The sequence below is a fragment of the Caulobacter sp. FWC2 genome (genome assembly GCF_002742625.1).
GTDB lineage: Bacteria > Pseudomonadota > Alphaproteobacteria > Caulobacterales > Caulobacteraceae > Caulobacter.
The window spans coordinates 2,901,527-2,919,023 of sequence record NZ_PEBF01000001.1; the positions used below are offsets into that span (position 1 = coordinate 2,901,527).

A 17,497-nucleotide genomic window follows, 5' to 3' on the forward strand; every position below is an offset into this window, starting at 1 on the left:
GCCGTGTCCAGCCGGGCGTCAGACCAGTTCGCCCGCCATCAAACTCGACGCGCCGCCGCCGATCAGGTCAACATTGTAGGTCGGTGTTCCGGTGAACATGTCGCCGAGATAGTGGACCGTGGCGTCGTAGTACTTGCCTGTCTCGAATTCGACGCCAGCGTACATGATGAAACCCACCATCGCCGCCTTCATCCCGATGTCGTCCTTACCCAGGGCTAAGAAGTAGTCCTTCTGGCTGACCAGGTAGGCGATCGCCTTGTCGACGTCGATGCCGTCCGCCGTGGCGTTCGCACGGCCGATGATCGCCTCGTAAGCCTTGGCGACCGCCGCCTCGAAGCTGAGCGCCCCGTAGTTTTGGGCGAACGCGACCTTACCCTCGCCATCGTGGCCCAGGTTCACCGCGAAGTTGATGAAGCGGTTCCCGGTGTTGAACATGGCGTAGTACGGGTCGGTCAGGTCGTTGGGATTGTCGGCGCTGTCGACCAGGTAGGACATGCCCATCTTGGTCGGCGTCTTGCCGGTGAAAAACTGGTAGGCCTGCAGGGCTACCATCGAGGTGTCTTCCGAGTATCCGACGATCGCCTTGAGCACATCGGCCTGGGTCACCGTGCCGGCGCCATACCCCGTCAGCAGTTGGCTCAGCGCCTGGTTCTCGAGATAGACGGGGTTCGGGATCACCTTGCCGTCCGGCAGCGTGATGGTCGGCGAAAGGACCTTGTCGCTGACCACGCCCGTGAGGTCGCCGAACGCGACCTTGATCGTCTCGACCGTCTTCGGGGGCTGGCCGCCACCTCCGCCAGTACCTCCACCGCCCACGCCAGCCGCCGGCGTGTCGTCGTCCAGAATGACGCCTTGAGCGGTCGAGTAGGTCAGCCCGCCGCCGACAGGCGTCTGCAGCGTGACCGTGAAGGTCTCGTCGCTTTCGTCCACGCTGTCGCCAATGACCGAGATCTCGATAGTCTTGCTGGTCTCGCCAGCCGCGAACGAGACCGTGCCGTTCGGCAGGGTTCCACCAGCGAAGTCCGCCGCGCTGGCGCCTCCCACGCTGACCACCCAGTCAACCGAGGCCGCGCCAGAACTGTCGCCGCCGCGCGTCACGACGAACTGATAGACTGTTGTCCCGCTGGCGCCTTCGTTCTTCTGGATCGAGGTCGAGGCCGCGAAACCCATAGTCGTCGGCGGAGCGGTGTCGTCGTTGACGATCGCGCCGATCGCCGTGCCCACGCCGATGGTTCCGCCGCTCACCGAGCCGAGACTGACCGAGAAGCTCTCGGTCGCCTCGAAGGTCGTGTCGCCCACGACGTTGATGACGATGTCCTTCGAACTCTCGCCCGCCGCGAAGCTCAGGACGCCGCCCGGCAGAACACCGCCCGAGAAGTCGGTGGCGTCGACATCGCCGGAGACGCTCCAGTTTACCGAGGTGGCCCCGGTCGTGCCGGTCCGGGTGACATGATAGGTGAAGGTGGTCGTTCCGGAGCTGCCTTCAGAGTGGCTGACCAGCGCGGTGGAGAAGTTTAGCTCGGGTGTCGGTGGCGCGTCATCGTTGGTGATCGTGGCCAGGACAGAGCCGGCGATCACGTTCCCCGACCGCGGGGTAATCGCGAACTTGAAGCCCTCGGTGTCCTCGTAGGTCGTGTCGCCCTTCACCAGGATCGTGACCGTCTTCTCGGCTTCGCCGATGGCGAAGGTGACGGTTCCGGTCAGGGCCTGACCGTCGTCGAAGTCCGAGGCGTTGGCGGCGTTCGCGGCGCCGTCGAAGATCTGTCCCGTGACGGCCCAGTCGACGTTCAGGGCGCCGGACGTGTCGCTACGGTAGACCTTGAACGTGTAGGCGACCGTGCCGCCGTGGCCTTCGTCATGCGAGGTGACCGCCGCGCCGACGCCGACCGTCTGGAACGCCGCCGCCGAGGCGCCGACGTCGGCGCTGACGGTCGGCGGCGCCGTGCCCGAGGCGCCCGCGCCCGAGGACAGGAAACCCTTGTCGCCCGTCAGCAGGTAGTCGCGAACGGCCGCTTCCTTCAGGGCTGGATCGGTGATCCCCGCCGCGTCCGCCGCGTTCTGAGCCGCGGTCACCAGATCGGTCGGGAAGTCGGTGATGCTGACCTTGGCGTCGGGCTTGACCGGCCCGGTAAAGTCCGTCGTCGTCTTGCCGGCTGGATAGTCCAGCAGCGTCTCCGACTGCTGGACGCGCCAGGACGCCACGAAGTCCTCATAGAAGTCATCGAAAGCGACGGGTTGCGGCAGGACCGTACCGTCCCGCTGCGCCAAGTCGTTGGCGGTATTGCCGTCGAAATTGCCCAGCAGCCCTTTGAACTGGCCCGCGCGGGTGGGATCGGTGGCGAACGAGACGTCCAGGCGGTCACCCAGATCGAGCACGATCAGGGCCGACTTGCTGGCGCCCGAGTACATGACGATCCAGCCCTCCGAGCCATTCTGCGAATAGCGGCTGATCGCGCCGTCGCCGAAGGCCTTGGTCGTCTCGCCGGCCGCGAAGGTCACGGCGACCCCGTCGACCATTAGGGCGTCGGTCCGCGCGCCGTCGATCGTCACCTTCGCCGTTCCCAGCTTGGTGGCGACCTGGACGATCTCGGAGGCGTAGGCGTTGACCGCGACCGTGCGGACATGGACGTCGATCTCCGGACCCGTGATGCTCTCGATCAGCACGAACTCGCCGACGGCCTGCATCTCGTACTGCAACCCGTCCAGGGTCACGAGGTGGGGGTCGCCGAAGTTGATGCCGCGCGCCCAGCCGGACGGGATGTTGACGACATTGTCGTCGTTCAGGATCCGGCCCGTGGCCTGCTGGCGCACGAAGTCGACCGCGCCGGTCGTCGGCTGATTGAGCGTGACCGTGAAGGATTCGACCTCCTCGACCGTGACGTCGCCGATCACCGGCACGCGGATGGTGGCGGTCGACTGGCCGGCGGCGAAGCTGACCGCGCCCGACAGCGACGTCCCCGTCAGGCCGGTGATGTCGTCCGTTCCCACGCCGCCCGAGGTCGTCGGGGCGATCAGATAGGGCAGAACCAGGGCCCCATCGGCGCTCGTCCGCGTAACGACGAAGTCGAAATAGGTCGTGCCGGAGGCGCCTTCGTTCTGGCTAGTCACGGCCGGGCTGATGGAGACGCCCGCCACCAGCGACACCGTGGCGTCGGCGAACTCCAGGGTCTCGACCTGGACCAGCTGGTCGACCCCGTCGTCGCCGTTGCTGGCGTCGATGTCGGTGACCTTGAAGCCGCCGGCCACGGCGGTGATCGAATAGCCGGCCCGATCGCCTTGGAAGAGCGCGGTGTCCACGCCGCGCCCGCCGACCAGGGTGTCGTTGCCCGCGCCGCCGACCAGGGTGTCGTCCCCGCCCCCGCCCATCAGCACGTCGGCGCCGGCCAGCCCGTACAGCGCATTGGCGTTGTCGTCGCCGATCAAGGTGTCGCCGAAGCCCGCGCCGGTGAGGTTTTCGACATTTAGGATCTGACCCGTACTGCCGAATCCATCATTGAGAACTGTCTCGGCCGAGAGATCGACGATGACGCCGTTGATGGTCGCCTCGGTGATGAAGGCCGTGCCGCCGGCGTTGACCCCCGTGACCCGTATAGAGTCGAAGCGCACGGAGTCGACCCCCGCGCCGCCGTCGATCTTCACCGGCGCGCCGGCGGCGATGATGGAGTCGTCGCCGCCCATCGCCTCGAGCGTGTCGCCCGTGCCGATCAGGAACAGATTGCCGGCGCCGTCGCCTCGGAAGGTGTCGGCGAAGATCGTGCCGCCGCCCAGGCCTTCGACGCCCGTCATGGTCTCGGCGTTCCCGAAGCCGTCATTGGCGATCTGGCCGGTCGCCAGGTCGGCGACCACGCCCTGAGTGGCCTTCAGGGAGGCGAACGACACACGGTCGAAGCCAGCGCCGCCATCGAAGGTGTCGACGCCCTCGTCGCCACGCATCAGGTCGTCGCCATCGCGACCGAACAGGCTGTCGTCGCCAAGGCCACCATTGAGCGTATTGGCGCCGGCATGACCCTTGATGACATCGTTGCCCTGGTTGCCCAAGCCGATCAGCACGACGTCGGCGCCGGCGCTCGGATAAAGCGCTGCAAGGTCGATGTTGTCGCTCAGCTGGGTGCCATTGACCACCGCGCTGCCGTTCTGGACGGCGGGTGTCGTGATCGCCAGCTGGATGTTCAGGAAGCGCGCCTGGTTGAAGGGCTCGGGGAAGAACTGCAGCGACTCCACGCCCGTAACGGTGTCGGCCCCCAGGCTAGCGGCGGTCCCCAGGCCTTGGACAGTCGTCACGCCATCAGTGGTGCTGATCTTGAACACCTGTTCCACGGTCGAGCCGTCGACCCGCTCGACGAAGGTCGCGCCAGCGTCGGCGCCGGTTCCCGCGGCGGCCCTGTAGGAGCCGACCGTCCCAGTCGGCAGGTTGAACACCGCGATGTCGGAACCCGTCCCGCCGTTCAAAGTGTCGTTCCCGGCGCCGCCGACCAGACGATCATCGCCGCCGCCGCCGTTCAGGGTGTCGGCGCCGTCGCCGCCATTGAGCGTTTCAGCGGCCGAGCCGCCGTTGACGGTGTCGTCGCCCGCATTGGCGTTGACCGACCTGCGCCAGGTTGAATCGAAACTGGCCAAGGCGGTCGAGGCGTCGATGACATCGTCGAAGGCCGAACCCTCGACCCAGGCATCCTTGTTGGGCTCGTAGCTACGCACCGTCGGGGCCAGCGGCAGCCAGATGAACTGAGCCTGGTCGGTGAAGTTCTGCACGAAGAATTGCAGCTCCTCGACATTCGTCACCGTGTCGACGCCGCTGCCGGCCAAGCTGCTGAGACTGGTGACCGTCGTGGTCGAGCCGACGTGGGTGACCTTGTAGAGCTGTTCGACCGTGGAGCCGCTGACCCGCTCGACGAAGAAAGCCCCCACGTCGGCGCCCGTCCCCGGCGTGAAGCGCAGTGTCCCGGTTGTGCCCTGCGGCAGTCGGAAGCTGGCCACGTCACGGCCCGCGCCGCCGTCGATAGTGTCATCACCCGCGCCGCCGGCCAGATAGTCGTCGCCGCCGCCGCCATTCAGGGTGTCGTTGCCGTCGTCTCCGTCGAACGTCTCGGCGCGGTTCGTGCCGGTGATCGTGTCGTCGCCTCGGCCGCCCGAGACGTACCGGTTCCAAGACGCATCCTTGTCCTGGTGGAAATTGGCGAGGTCCAGCGTATCGCCAAAGATCGAGCCGGTGACGCTAGCGTACTTGTAGGTCGCGTCGGCATAGGTGGTGACGCCGATATTGGCGCTCCAGGTTTGGAAGACCGAGCCCTTCTGGATCACGACGTTCAGTCGCTCGACATTGCTGATCGCGTCGGAGCCTTCGGAAGCGCCCAGGCCCTGGCCGACCACCGTCACCTTGCCGTCCTGGGCCCGCGCAACCTTGAACACGGACGCGTAGCTTGAGCCCTCGCCGATCTGGATGAATTGGCTGCCGGCGTCAGCACCGGTCCCGTCGACGATCCGGAAGCCACCGGCCGTGTCGTTCGGCAGGTTGAAGCTGGCGGTGTCCTCGCCCGCCCCGCCATCCAGCGTGTCGTCGCCCCCGCCGCCGACGAGATAGTCGTTCTCGGAGCCGCCATTCAGGGTGTCGTCACCACCGTTGCCGAACAGCGTGTCGTTGCCGCCGCCGCCCAAGATCACGTCCTTGCCGATCGTGCCCTCGACGGTGTCGGCGCCGCCGCCGGCGAAAACCGACGAGGTCCAGACCGAGAAGTCCTTGCTGGGATGCAGATCGACGATGCGGATGTAGTCGTCGCCCGGGCCGCTGTTGACCCCGGCGATCTTGTTAATCTCGTCTTGCCACGGCGCCGGGCCGAAATAGAGCGAGGCGCCGTCCATTGGCCGGCCTGCGACGAAGAAGCGAAGCTCTTCGATCGAGGTCAGGGTGTCCGTGCCGTAGGTCGCGGCGACAGCGCCCATCCCCTTCACGGTGATGCCGCTCTCGCCCAGCGTGACCTCGAACATGACCTCGGTCGTCGTCCCGTCGACGCGCTGGATCAGGATGCTGTTGGAGGCCGGGCCGGCGACCGCTTGCAGCCGCCCGACCAGCGAGCCGGCCACCTCGTAGGCGGCCACGTCTCCGCCGCCGCCGCCGTTGAGCGTGTCGTTGCCGGCGCCGCCATACAGGGTGTCGGGCCCGCCATTTCCGTACAGGGTGTCGTCACCGGCCTCGCCGTAGAGCGCTTCCCCGAGGTTGCCGCCGTACACGGTGTCATTGCCGCCACCGGCGTGGACGATGCGGTCCCAGGTCGCGTCCTTGTCCTGGTGGTAGTTGTTGACGCTGATGATGTCGGCGTTATCGGTGCCGTCGACGCCGACGTCGTGGTTTGGTTCGTAGACCCACGCGGTCGGAGCGATCTTGACAGTCAGGGACTGGGCGGGATCGAACGGATTGTTGGCGACGAAGAACTGCAGTTCCTCGACATTGACCACGGCGTCGGTTCCAAGGTTCGCCGCGATGCCCAGGCCGGTAACCCCGGCCGATCCCTGAGTTCCACCGGGCGTCACGCGGAAGACGGCCTCGCCGACGCCGTTGTTGACCAGTTCGACGATCCAGTTCCCGGCTTCCGAGCCGGTCCCCTGCACAACGCGGAACGTTCCGGTCGTGCCTGTCGGCAAAGCGAACGAGACGGTGTCCCGCCCTGCCCCGCCGTCAACCGAATCGGAACCCGCTCCGCCCTGGAGATAGTCGTCGCCCTCGCCGCCGCGGAGCAGGTCGGCGCCGTCGTTGCCGAAGATCAGGTCGTTGCCGGGCCCGCCATTCAGGATGTCAGCGCCGCCAGCCCCGTGGATCTGATCATTTCCGCCCGCGCCGTTGATCGTGAACGCCCAGACATTGGTGTCCCGGCCGCCCAGGAAGTCCGTCAGGAAGATCGTGTCGTTGGCGTCGCCGCTGTTGACCCCGCCCCGGTGATTGACCTCGTCAGCCCAGGGCGTCGGCCCGAAGAACCAGGACGCGCCGTCGCTGGGCCTGCCCGGAATGAAGAACCGCAGTTCCTCGATAGTGGTGATCGTATCGACGCCCTTGTCAGCCTGGGCGTTTAGGCCGGTGACCGTAACGCCGCTGGAGCCGATATTGATCCGGAACAGGTTTTCGGTCGTGGCGCCGTCGACGCGCTGGACCAGCTTTTCGCTATCGCTGGCGCCCGCCACGATCTGCAGGCGTCCGACCAGATTGGACGGCAGCTCCCAGGACGCCACGTCGCCGCCCGCTCCGCCGTCGATCGTGTCGTTCCCCGTCCCGCCCAGAAGCTCGTCATGCCCGCCGCCGCCGTTCAGCGTGTCGTCGCCCGCGTCGCCGCTGATGCGCTCGTTCAGGTTCGTTCCGTAGACGATGTCGTTGCCGCCGCCGGCGTTGACAGAGCGATCCCAGCTAGCGTCCTTGTCCTGGTGATAGTTGGCCAGGTTGATCGTGTCGGCGGCGTCGGTCCCATCGACGCCGACATCGTGGTTGGGCTCATAGACCCAGGCCGTCGGCGCGATCTTGAAGTTCAGCGACTGGTTCGGATCGAAGGGGTTGTTGAACACCTGGAACTGCAGGTCCTCGATATTGGTCACCGTGTCGGTTCCCAGCCCGGCGGCGATACCCAGACCTTTTACCGTCGCCGCGCCGGTCCCGGTGATGGTCACCTTGAAGACGGGTGTTCCCGAGCCGCCGTTGACCAGTTCGATGATCCAGCTGCCGGCGTCCGCGCCGGCCCCTTCGACCGCGCGGAAGGTCCCGGCCGTGCCCGTCGGCAAGCCGAACGAGGCGGTGTCGCGACCCGCGCCGCCATTGATGGTGTCGTCGCCGGCGCCGCCTTGCAGGTAGTCGTCGCCGTCGTCGCCGTTGATGACGTCCGCACCGCCGTTGCCGAACAGATTGTCGTTGCCCGAGCCGCCGTTCAGTCGATCGACGCTGTCCAGGCCGAAGATCTGGTCATTGCCGCCCGCCCCATTGACGGTGAAGCTCCAGACGCTGGTGTCTTTTCCGCCGTGGAAGTCGCCCAGATTGATCGTGTCGTTGCCGGGGCCGCTGTTGACGCCGCCCTGGTGGTTCATCTCGTCGGCCCAGGGCGTCGCCCCAAAGAACCACGACGCCCCGTCGCTGGGGCGATTGAGGATGAAAAACCGCAGCTCCTCGATGTTGGTGATCGTGTCGACGCCCTTGTCGGCCTGGGAGTTCAGGCCGGTGACCGTGACGCCGCTGGAGCCGATGTTGATGCGGAAGAGATCTTCCCGCGTCGCGCCGTCGACGCGCTGGACCAGCTTCTCATTGGCGCTGGCGCCGGCCACGATCTCTAGGTGGCCCACGAGGCCGGAAGGCAGCTCCCACGAGGCCGCGTCGCCGCCTGCGCCGCCGTCGATCGTGTCATTGCCCGTTCCGCCCAGCAGTTCGTCATGGCCGCCACCGCCGTTCAGCGTGTCGCTGCCGGCGTCGCCGCTGATGCGCTCGTTCAGATTGGTCCCGTTGACCGTGTCGTCGCCGCCGGCGGCGTTGGCGAACCGGTCCCAGCTGGCGTCCTTGTCCTGGTGATAGTTGGCCAGGTTGATCGTATCGGCACGGTCGGTGCCGTCGACGCCGGCGTCATGGTTGGGTTCGTAGACCCAGGCCGTCGGGGCGATCTTCAGATTCAGCGACTGGTTCGGATCGAACGGGTTGTTGAAGACGAGGAACTGCAACTCCTCGACATTGGTCACCGTGTCGGCGCCCAGACCGGCCGCGGGTCCCAGACCCGTCACCGTGGCCGAACCCGTCTGGCCGCCCAGCGTCACCTTGAACACCGCTGTCGTCGTGGCGCCGTTGACCAGGTTGATGATCCAGCTGCCAGCGTCCGCGCCGGTTCCATCCACGGCTTGGAACGTGCCGGCCGTGCCCGTCGGCAAGCCGAACGAGGCCGTATCCCGGCCCGCGCCGCCATCGATGGTGTCGATGCCGGCGCCGCCCTGCAGGTAGTCGTCGCCGTCGCCGCCGTTCAGCGTGTCGTTACCGCCGGCGCCGAAGAGGTTGTCATTCCCCGGCCCGCCATTCAGGCGATCCACGCTGTCCAGGCCGAAGATCTGGTCGTTGCCCGCCGCCCCATTGACGGTGAAGCTCCAGACGCTGGTGTCCTTGCCGCCGTGGAAGTCGCCCAGATTGATCGTGTCATTCCCTGGGCCGCTGTTGACGCCGCCTTGGTGATTGATGGTGTCGGCCCAGGGCGTGGGTCCGAAGAACATGGACGCCCCGTCGCTGGGACGGCCCGGAACGAAGAACCGCAGCTCCTCGACAGTGGTGACTGTGTCGACGCCCTTGTCGGCCTGCGAATTCAGGCCGGTAACCGTAACCCCGCTGGAGCCGATCGTGATCCGGAAGACGTTCTCGATCGTCGCGCCATCGATGCGCTGGACCAGCCGCTCGTCGGCATTGGCCCCGGCCACGATCTGCAGGCGGCCGGCCATGTCGGCCGGAAGTCCCCAGGCCGCCGCGTCGCCGCCCGCGCCGCCGTCGATCGTGTCATCACCTTGCCCGCCTTGCAGCTCGTCGTGACCCGCGCCGCCATGCAGGGTGTCGTTACCGTCCTCGCCGAACAGATGGTCGTTGAAGTTCGAGCCCGTGACCGTGTCATCGCCCTCGTCGGCGTTTACGAACCGCTCCCAGCTGGCGTCCTTGTCCTGGTGGTAGTCGGCCAGGTCGATGTCATCGTCCATGGACGTGCCATCGACGCCGACATTGTGATTGGGCTCGTAGATCCAGCCCGTCGGCGCGAGACGCGCGGTCAGCGCCTGGTCCGGATTGAACGGGGTGTTGAAGACGAGGAACTGCAGTTCTTCGACATGGGTCACCGTATCGGTTCCGAGGTTGGCCGCGGGCCCGAGGCCCGTCACCGTCGCCGAGCCTGGCTGACCGCCCGGCGTCACCTTGAACACCGCCGTCGTCGTGGCGCCGTCGATTAGGTTGACGATCCAGCTGCCGGCATTCGCGCCCGTTCCCTTGACCGCCTCGAACGTACCCGGCGTTCCCGTCGGCAGACCGAACACCGCCAGGTCGCGCCCCGCGCCCCCGTCGATGGTGTCGTCGCCCGCGCCGCCGACCAGGAAGTCGTCATCGGCGCCGCCGGTGAGGGTGTTGTTGGTCTCGTCGCCGTTGATGTTCGCCATGGTCGCCGCCTGGTCCTGATGTCGGCGCGTGGCGATCGTTTCCGCCGATCGCGCCGATTCCCACACACCGCCGCGATCACACGCGGCGCGTGGCAGACTAGGGTTGACGCTCCGGGCTGCGCGTCTTCAGAATTGTAGAGGCGAACATTGTTATCCGACCAAAAAGCAAGTTTCGGCCTAGCGTGTTCGCGGACCAGATCGGGCGCCGGCACGCCGCTTCAGGTCCGGAGCGCTTCGACGACGCGGTTGGCGTGGGTCATCGCCAGGAAGCGTCCGGCGTCCGGCACGCGCTCGAAGCGGCTGTCCGGCAGCGCCAGACGCCAATAGCGCTCGACATGATCCGGATCGTGCATGGTGTCGTGCGCACCGATCAGCACCCGCCAGTGGTCCAGGCCGCGCATTGGCTCGGGCGCCCCGCCCCGCGCGATCGCGACCTGCTCGGCGACATAGCCGTCGATCCGACCGGTCGCGAACATGCGCACCGAGCGCCAGAAATCGTCGGCGATGCGCGGGTCGGCGGTGGCGCGCTCGTCGGGAGGACTGCCGCGCATCGACTGCAGGAGCATGCGCTGCATGCGCTCCCGGGTCAGGCTTCCAGCCAACAGGCGCGCGAAGGTCGCGATCAGCTCCGGGCGGCTCAGATAAGCTTCCTTGAACACCCCTATCGGCCCGTGGCGGTGGTCGTCGGAGGCCGAATGCGGATCCGGATTGACCAGGACCACCTTGCCCAGCCGTTCCGGCGCGCGCCGGGCTAGCGCGAGCACGGCCTGCGCCCCGCCCCGCGCGACGATGTCGATCGTCGGAAGCCGCAGAGCCTCCAACAAGGCGAGCACGTCGGCCACCGCCGCGTCGAACGGGTCGTGGTCACCCGCGCGAAGCCCCGCTAGGGCGTCGCTCATGCCAAAGCCTGGACGGTCCATGGACAGGACGCGATACCCGGCGGCCTGCAGGGCCAACACCAGCCCGGACGGCGCCAGCCGCGTCGTCGTGCTTGAGTGCACGATCAGGACCGGCCTGCCTCCGACCGGCCCATAGTCGCTCCAAGCGATGCGTGAGCCATCCGCCCGAGGCAGCAACCGTAGCGGCTCACCGCGAGGATCGGTGAAGCCAAGCCGGCCCCGAGTGGCGCCCAGCAAGGCGCCGAGCGCGCTCATCGTGGAGACGGTGCGCGCCAGCTCGCCAGCGGAGCGCACATGAAGGGCGGCGAAGATCTGCTCGAGCTCCTTGCGCACGACCGCTACCGACAGACCCAAGGCGCGCGCCGCCTCCTCCCGGGAGGCGCCGCTGGCCACCAGCAGCGCGATCGAGGCCTGGTTTCGCCGCAAGCCCCAGACGTCGACCAGGAGGGATGCGTAGTCGGACTGCGACGGCAACAGCCCGAATGCCAGGCCTGACAACAGGCCGACCAGTTCGGGAAGTCGGCGCGCGCCGGTGCGGCGATAGACCTCCGAGAGCGTTTCACGGGCCGTGACATGCGAAATGACCAGCGCCTGCGCCGCCGCCTTGATCGATCCCGCCCGGACAACCGCCAGGACCACCCGTGTCTGCGACGCTGTCAGGCCGAAAGCGCCGCAGGCCCGTTCGAGCGGCCCCGAGCGCGCCGCCAGCGTGGTCAGCACAACCACCTTGCCACCTTGCGCCGCCTCGGTGATTTCCGGGGGCAGGTGCCAGGTCGGGATCGCCACCGCAGCCGGGGCGTAGACGAAAATCACCGATTCCAAGCCGTTCGCGCTCTCGACGGCGACGGGCGCGGCGATCAGCTTGCCCGATCGCAGGGCGCGATCGACCAGCCCCGGATCGACATAGCGCTCGCCGCGCTCTTCGACAAAAAGCCGCGAGGCGACGCGGACGCCGCCATGTGCGTCTAGCACGGCCGCCGCGATGCTCTGGGGATCGAGCATAGGCAAGAAGCCTGCCTGTGCGGCGTCAGTCTCGATCCGGCCGGCCAAGGTGTCCGGCGCCGACAACGTCGTTTCGAGAACAGCGTCGGCGTTTTCCAGAACCGCCCGCAGAAACTCCGGCAAGCGCAGGTCGTCAAAAGGATCGGCTTCAGTCAAACGCCGCTCCCAAAAGGAAAATCAACGGCAAGGTTCCAAACTTCCAAGCGCCATGAGCTTGGCGCGCGGGTGGCGAGCCGTCCAGAGGCCACGTGCCGGGCCGCGGAACGACAAGACCCCCCTACAAACGGCGATGCCCCTGCCCGCACCCCAGACTTAGCTGTCGTTGCGCGGTGCGGCCGCGCCCCTGGAGACGGGGCCGCGCTGGAGAGAGCGAGGTGGCGAAGCACCGTGCTTAGGAACGACCACCATTGGCTCGAGATCAGCGACCTCTTCGCCACCGCGGCGCTTGATGGCGGCTGGGACACGGCGCTCAACCGGTTCGCCGATGCCTGCGGCGGCGCGCACGGGCAGCTCTCCGGCGTTGGCTCAAAACCCTTCGGGTTCAATTGGACGCCGCGCATGGCGCCACAGGCGCTGGAGGAATTGATCAACATGGACGCCGAGCCGGCGTCGAACCCTCGGGCTCGCATGGGGCTTCGCCTGCCAGTTCTGACGGCCTGGCACGACGCCGATTGCGGCGTCGAGGCCGAGCCAGGCCTTGACGCGTCCTATGCGGACTTCTGCCGGCGTCACGACATCCCTCACGGCAGCCAGACCAACCTGCTGCGCGAGCCTTCCGGCTTGATCAGCCTGGCCGTATTGCGGACCAAGGCCCAGGGCGTTCCTGACGCGGAGGACCGTCGGGCTTTCGAGACGCTGGCGCCGCAGGCCCGTTCGGCGGTGAAAATCCAGCTTGCTTTGGAGGGACGCGGCGCCGAACTCTTGTCCGGAGCCCTTGAGGGCCTGGGACGCGCCGCCTTCGTCTGCGACAATTCGGGTCTGGTGCAGAGCCTGACGCCCCAGGCCGAGACCCTGCTCCGCACCGGCCTCTTTCACCTCCGTCGAGGCCGCCTTTCCGCGGCTCACGGCGAAACGCACCGCCAACTGGAGACGGCGATCGATGCCGCGCGCCATAGCGTCTCCAAACCGGGGCATGGACGTGTCACGAGCCTGATCGTCCGGCGCGAGGCCTCCGACGCGTTCGAGATCATCGACGTGGTCGGCCTGCCCAAGGCCCGCTACGCCTTTGGCTTCGAGCCGCGTGTGCTGGTCGTCGTCCGGGGCGCCGAACGCGACCCGGACGAGATCGAGCGTCTCCTCCAGGCGGCCTATGGCCTGACGGCCGCCGAGGCGCACGTCGCCATGCGGCTGGGCGCGGGCGAAAGCCCGGACGCTATCGCCTGCGGCCGCCAAGTGTCCGAGGGCACCATCCGCACCCAACTCAGAGCGATCTACCAGAAGATGGACGTCAGTCGACAATTGGAGTTCGCGGTTAGCCTCGCCCGTTTCCGCTGAGTAGACCCCTGCACGCATAGGGAAGGTTCGCGCCAGGAGCGGACATCGGCCTAACGCCATACTGCGGACATTAGAGGCGGTGCGGTGTCCGCGCCAAGCGGTTAGCATGTTGGCGATGGAGCAACTGGCCGAAGCAAGGATCGTCGTCTGGCAAGGAGGAGCCTTGTGGTTGCTCGACACCCCACCGCCGCACTTGCGCAAGACGCCCAGCACCGACTTCCACGCCCATCACGCCATCCAGATCGTGATCGGCCTTGGTGGCTGCTTCCAGCTTTGGCTATCCGACACGACGCTAACCGGCGATGTCCTGGTAGTCGCGCCGGACGCGCCGCACCGCTTCGAGGCTGAGGGGGCGTATGCGATCCTGTTCGTGGAGCCCGAAAGTTCCGCTGGGCGCTCCATCATGCGGGAAATCCTGGGGGCCGCAGCGCTCAAGACCATGCCGGATGATTATTCGGCCTGGCTGAACAGCTTCCTGGACGACCTCAAAGGCTGGCCGTGTGGCGAGGAGTTGGTGGGGCTCGGCAAGACGATGATCAAACGCTTGGCGCGAAACACCCATCACGACCCGGTCGACGATAGGATTCGCCAGGTCATCGCCTGGGTGGCCGGACACCAAGAGGAGCGCATCGCCCTGACGAACGCGGCCGCAGTCGCGCGCCTATCTCCCAGTCGCCTCAGCCATCTCTTCGTCGAGGAGACAGGCCTATCCTTCAAAACCTACCTGCTGTGGGTCCGCCTCACGCGCGCTCTGCAGTTGATGTCGGAGGGATCGAACCTGACCGAAGCGGCGCACGGGGCGGGATTTTCCGATTCCGCCCACTTCAGTCGGACCTTCCGACGCATGTTCGGCGTCGCCCCGGCCAACCTCAAGCTCGTCTAGCTGCTGCGTTCAAGCGCGAGCACGATTGCGCTCGCTAAGATCCGATCATCCAACCTCCTCGAAAAGGATGATCCAATGTTTGAAGACAATCAAAACCCCGCTCCGCGCGAAGCCGCTGACGCCGACCCGTGCAACGCGCCGTCCTGCAAGTGCGGCCCGAACTGCCGATGTGGCGACGCCTGCGTCTGCACGCCCGCGACCAACTGCGCCGACTAAGGCCAGCGATCGACGGCCCGCCCCACTCCCTCGCGTGGCCGTCGACCACCCCCTTTTCCAAATGAGCACTCTCATGAACGCGCGGAACTCGACGCCGCTATGCCTGGTCGCACGCCTGTGATCGGCGCCGTGAAACTGGCCCAACTGGCCAGCGGCCTCCTGTTCCTCACGGGTATGGGGACGGGCGTTTGGAAGTACCGCGCCATGATCACCGACGCTGACGGACAGGCGCCGGTCTATGTCGATGTCTGCCATCGCGCCGCGCTTATGTACGCCTTCGCCTGCCTGGTGCTGGCGGAGTTTGCGCGCCTGAGCGTCTGGCCCGAGCGTGTGAACCTCGCCGCGGTCGCCACGCCGGTGCTGTTCTTCGCGCTAGCGGTGCTGAGCTACGCCATTCATGGCGTCTTTGGTGACACCGACAACCAGCTTCGCCGCCCCCATCGGTTGGGCCGCGGCCAAGTCCACAGCGCCGCGATCAGCCTATTCATTTACGCCCTGACCGCCGGGGAGATCGGCGGCTTCCTGGTCCTATTTGCAGGGTCGCTTCCCGGGCTGCTCGCCTAGCCCTCACGTCTTGGAGGACGATATGGACATCATCATCGGCGCCCTGGGCGGTCTCGCCCTCTGCGCTTTCGCTACCCTCGTCGGCTTCGACCGCGATCGAGCCTTCTATCCGGTGATGCTCGCGGTGATCGCGGGTTATTACCTGCTGTTCGCCATCATGAGCGGTGATACGAGCGCGCTGGTCCTCGACGGCCTGGTTATGATCAGCTTTCTGGCGGTCGCGGTCATCGGTTTCAAGACCAATCTCTGGGTCGTCGCCGCGGCGCTGCTGGCTCACGGCGTGTTCGACGCCTTCCACCGCCACCTCATTGATAACCCGGGCGCGCCGCCTTGGTGGCCGACGTTCTGCCTGACTTTCGATGTCGCCGCCGCAGCCTATCTCAGCTTTCGGATCCGGAAGTCGGCGCCAAGCCGGCGGATCCTGGGCGCCGGAGGATTGGTGGGCGCCCTTCTCCTTGCGGCCGTGGCCGGCGCGGCCTTCGGCGGCGATAGCCAGGCGCTAGCCCGCGGTGGCTTGAAGATCGCCAAGATCGATGGCCGCCAGATCGCCTATCGCGTCACCGGCGAAGGGCGTCCCGTGGTCGTTCTAATCTCCGGCGTTGGCGAGGGCATGTCCTCCTTCGCCACGGTCGAACCTGAGCTTGCCCGCCAAGCCACAGTCATCAGCTATGACCGCGCCGGCTACGGCATGAGCGACGCGCCAGTCGGACCACGCGATGCCGCGGCGATCGACCGAGAGCTCACGGGCCTCCTCAAGGCGACGGGCATCCCCGGCCCCTACGTTCTGGCGGGCCATTCGAGCGGCGGACTCTACGCCCAGTACTTTGCCGCCCATCACCCGCAACTGGTCGCCGGCCTCATCTTCATCGACGCGCGGCCGGCCGAGTTCACCGAAGCCTGCCGTCGAGCGGGTATCGAGGCCTGCATCGCGACCCCTGCCATGGTTCGGTTCAGCCCGAAGGGCGCTCAGGCCGAAGTCGCGGCGCTTCACAATGAAGAGACGTCCGTCAAGGCGCTCAACTTCAGTCGAACGCCCCCCACCCTTGTACTGTCCCGGGCCCAGGTTCCGACCACGGATGCCTTTGCGCGAACCTGGTCGGCGACCCAAGCCAGCCTCGCCGGCCTCTACAGCGGCTCGGTCCACCTGACCGCGCCCAAGGGCGGGCACGACATCCATCGCAGCGCCAAAATCTGGTTCGTCGCCTCCGTGAGCGCCTTCCTGCGGACACTCCGCTAGCAGCGACGACCTTTCTCCGCCACCAGACTTCAGGAGCCGACCTTGCGCGCCTTAACCCTTGCCTTGATCGCCTTTGTCAGCACGCCCGTGGCGGCCGCGCCGCAACAAGCGGCGAGCGGCCCGCAGCTGGCGGACCCAGAGGCCAACCTCGTGGCTGAGCTCGTCGTCCAGGCGGCCGAGCCCGGCCCCGCTTGGTGGCGGATTCGCCGCGGCCAGGCGACGATCTACATCCTCGGTGTACCCGACACCCGCCTGCCACCCGGCGTCGTCTGGAATCAAAGCGTGCTAGAGCGTCGGATGACCGGCGCCAACACCGTCGTCGGCGGCCCCTATCTGCATGCCGGTCTGCGCGACGTCCCCACCATGCTCAGCTTGCGCGCCAAGTTGAAATCCAAGACGCCGCTGGAGGACGACTTGGCTGCGCCCCTGCGGGCGCGGTTCGTGGCGGCAAGGCAGCGGATAGGCCGTCCCGCCGCCCGCTATGCCGGCTGGTCGCCGATCGTGGCGGGCCAGCTGCTGGCGATCGACGCCCAGGAGGCCAAGGGCGAAACCTGGGTCGTCAACCAGATCACGGCTGTCGCGCGGCGAAAGCACGTCAAGATCAGCCGTCCGACTACCTATCAGGCCACGCCTTTCTTCCGCGACGCGGTCGCCGAACTTACGCCCGCCAAGCAAACGCTTTGCCTGGAGGCGGCCTTGGACGACGTCGAGGCCGGGGCCGCGACGCGACAGGCCGCCGCCGAAGCCTGGTCGCGGGGCGATACGGCCGGGGCCCTGAGCGCCCCGCGCGGCTTCGACCGGTGCCTCCTGGCCCTGACCGGCGGCGAGGCCATGTGGCGCCGGATGATCGCCGATCAGGCCGGCGACATCGTCGCGGCCCTCGACCGGCCGGGCCATGCGATCGCCTTTGTCGGCCTTCGTCGGCTGCTGGCCCAGGACGGCGTGATCGCCGCGCTCCGCAAGCGGGGCTTCCAGGTCGCCGGCCCCGGCGAGGCCCTCGAATAAACGGCTAGCTGCTGCGTTCAAGCCGCCCCTCAAACCGCAGCGCTAGACCTCGCACCTGAC

The 17,497-nt window shown here is 67.1% G+C and carries 8 protein-coding genes; 6 read left to right on the plus strand and 2 right to left on the minus strand.

Annotated elements, in window-relative coordinates:
- Positions 1-18: 18 nt before the first annotated feature.
- Both CSW62_RS27330 and CSW62_RS13960 read right to left on the minus strand, forming a co-directional pair.
- Complete coding sequence (locus CSW62_RS27330; RefSeq protein ID WP_143324397.1) at positions 19-10,137, minus strand: Calx-beta domain-containing protein; 10,119 nt, start codon at positions 10,135-10,137, stop codon at positions 19-21.
- Positions 10,138-10,355: 218 nt separating this feature from the next.
- Entirely contained in the window at positions 10,356-12,194 is a 1,839-nt protein-coding gene (locus tag CSW62_RS13960; RefSeq protein ID WP_099578755.1) for an alpha/beta fold hydrolase, read from the minus strand.
- 231 nt (positions 12,195-12,425) lie between these two features.
- Here CSW62_RS13960 and CSW62_RS13965 point away from each other — a divergent pair, with 231 nt between their 5' ends.
- The 6 genes from CSW62_RS13965 (at position 12,426) to CSW62_RS13985 (ending at position 17,437) form a co-directional block, all read left to right on the plus strand.
- On the plus strand, positions 12,426-13,532 hold the full coding sequence (locus CSW62_RS13965; RefSeq protein WP_099578757.1) for a helix-turn-helix transcriptional regulator: 1,107 nt from the start codon (positions 12,426-12,428) through the stop codon (positions 13,530-13,532).
- Positions 13,533-13,638: 106 nt separating this feature from the next.
- On the plus strand, positions 13,639-14,415 hold the full coding sequence (locus CSW62_RS13970) for an AraC family transcriptional regulator (RefSeq protein ID WP_099578759.1): 777 nt from the start codon (positions 13,639-13,641) through the stop codon (positions 14,413-14,415).
- Positions 14,416-14,490: 75 nt separating this feature from the next.
- A complete protein-coding gene (locus CSW62_RS26420; RefSeq protein ID WP_158235441.1) occupies positions 14,491-14,631 on the plus strand; it encodes a hypothetical protein in 141 nt (46 codons plus the stop codon).
- Positions 14,632-14,730: 99 nt separating this feature from the next.
- Entirely contained in the window at positions 14,731-15,195 is a 465-nt protein-coding gene (locus CSW62_RS13975) for a hypothetical protein (protein WP_099578761.1), read from the plus strand.
- Between the two features lie 22 nt (positions 15,196-15,217).
- On the plus strand, positions 15,218-16,432 hold the full coding sequence (locus tag CSW62_RS13980; protein ID WP_099578763.1) for an alpha/beta fold hydrolase: 1,215 nt from the start codon (positions 15,218-15,220) through the stop codon (positions 16,430-16,432).
- A 42-nt stretch (positions 16,433-16,474) separates the two neighbouring features.
- Positions 16,475-17,437 (plus strand): TraB/GumN family protein, encoded by a 963-nt coding sequence (locus CSW62_RS13985; protein ID WP_099578765.1) that lies wholly within the window; start codon positions 16,475-16,477, stop codon positions 17,435-17,437.
- Positions 17,438-17,497: the final 60 nt, after the last annotated feature.

Excerpts from the sequence above, each read along its gene's own strand:
- CSW62_RS13975 (WP_099578761.1), top strand. The coding sequence starts at position 14,731 with ATGCCTGGTCGCACGCCTGTGATCGGCGCCGTGAAACTGGCCCAACTG.
- CSW62_RS26420 (WP_158235441.1), top strand. The coding sequence starts at position 14,491 with ATGTTTGAAGACAATCAAAACCCCGCTCCGCGCGAAGCCGCTGACGCC.
- CSW62_RS27330 (WP_143324397.1), bottom strand. The coding sequence starts at position 10,137 with ATGGCGAACATCAACGGCGACGAGACCAACAACACCCTCACCGGCGGC.
- CSW62_RS13980 (WP_099578763.1), top strand. The coding sequence starts at position 15,218 with ATGGACATCATCATCGGCGCCCTGGGCGGTCTCGCCCTCTGCGCTTTC.
- CSW62_RS13970 (WP_099578759.1), top strand. The coding sequence starts at position 13,639 with ATGTTGGCGATGGAGCAACTGGCCGAAGCAAGGATCGTCGTCTGGCAA.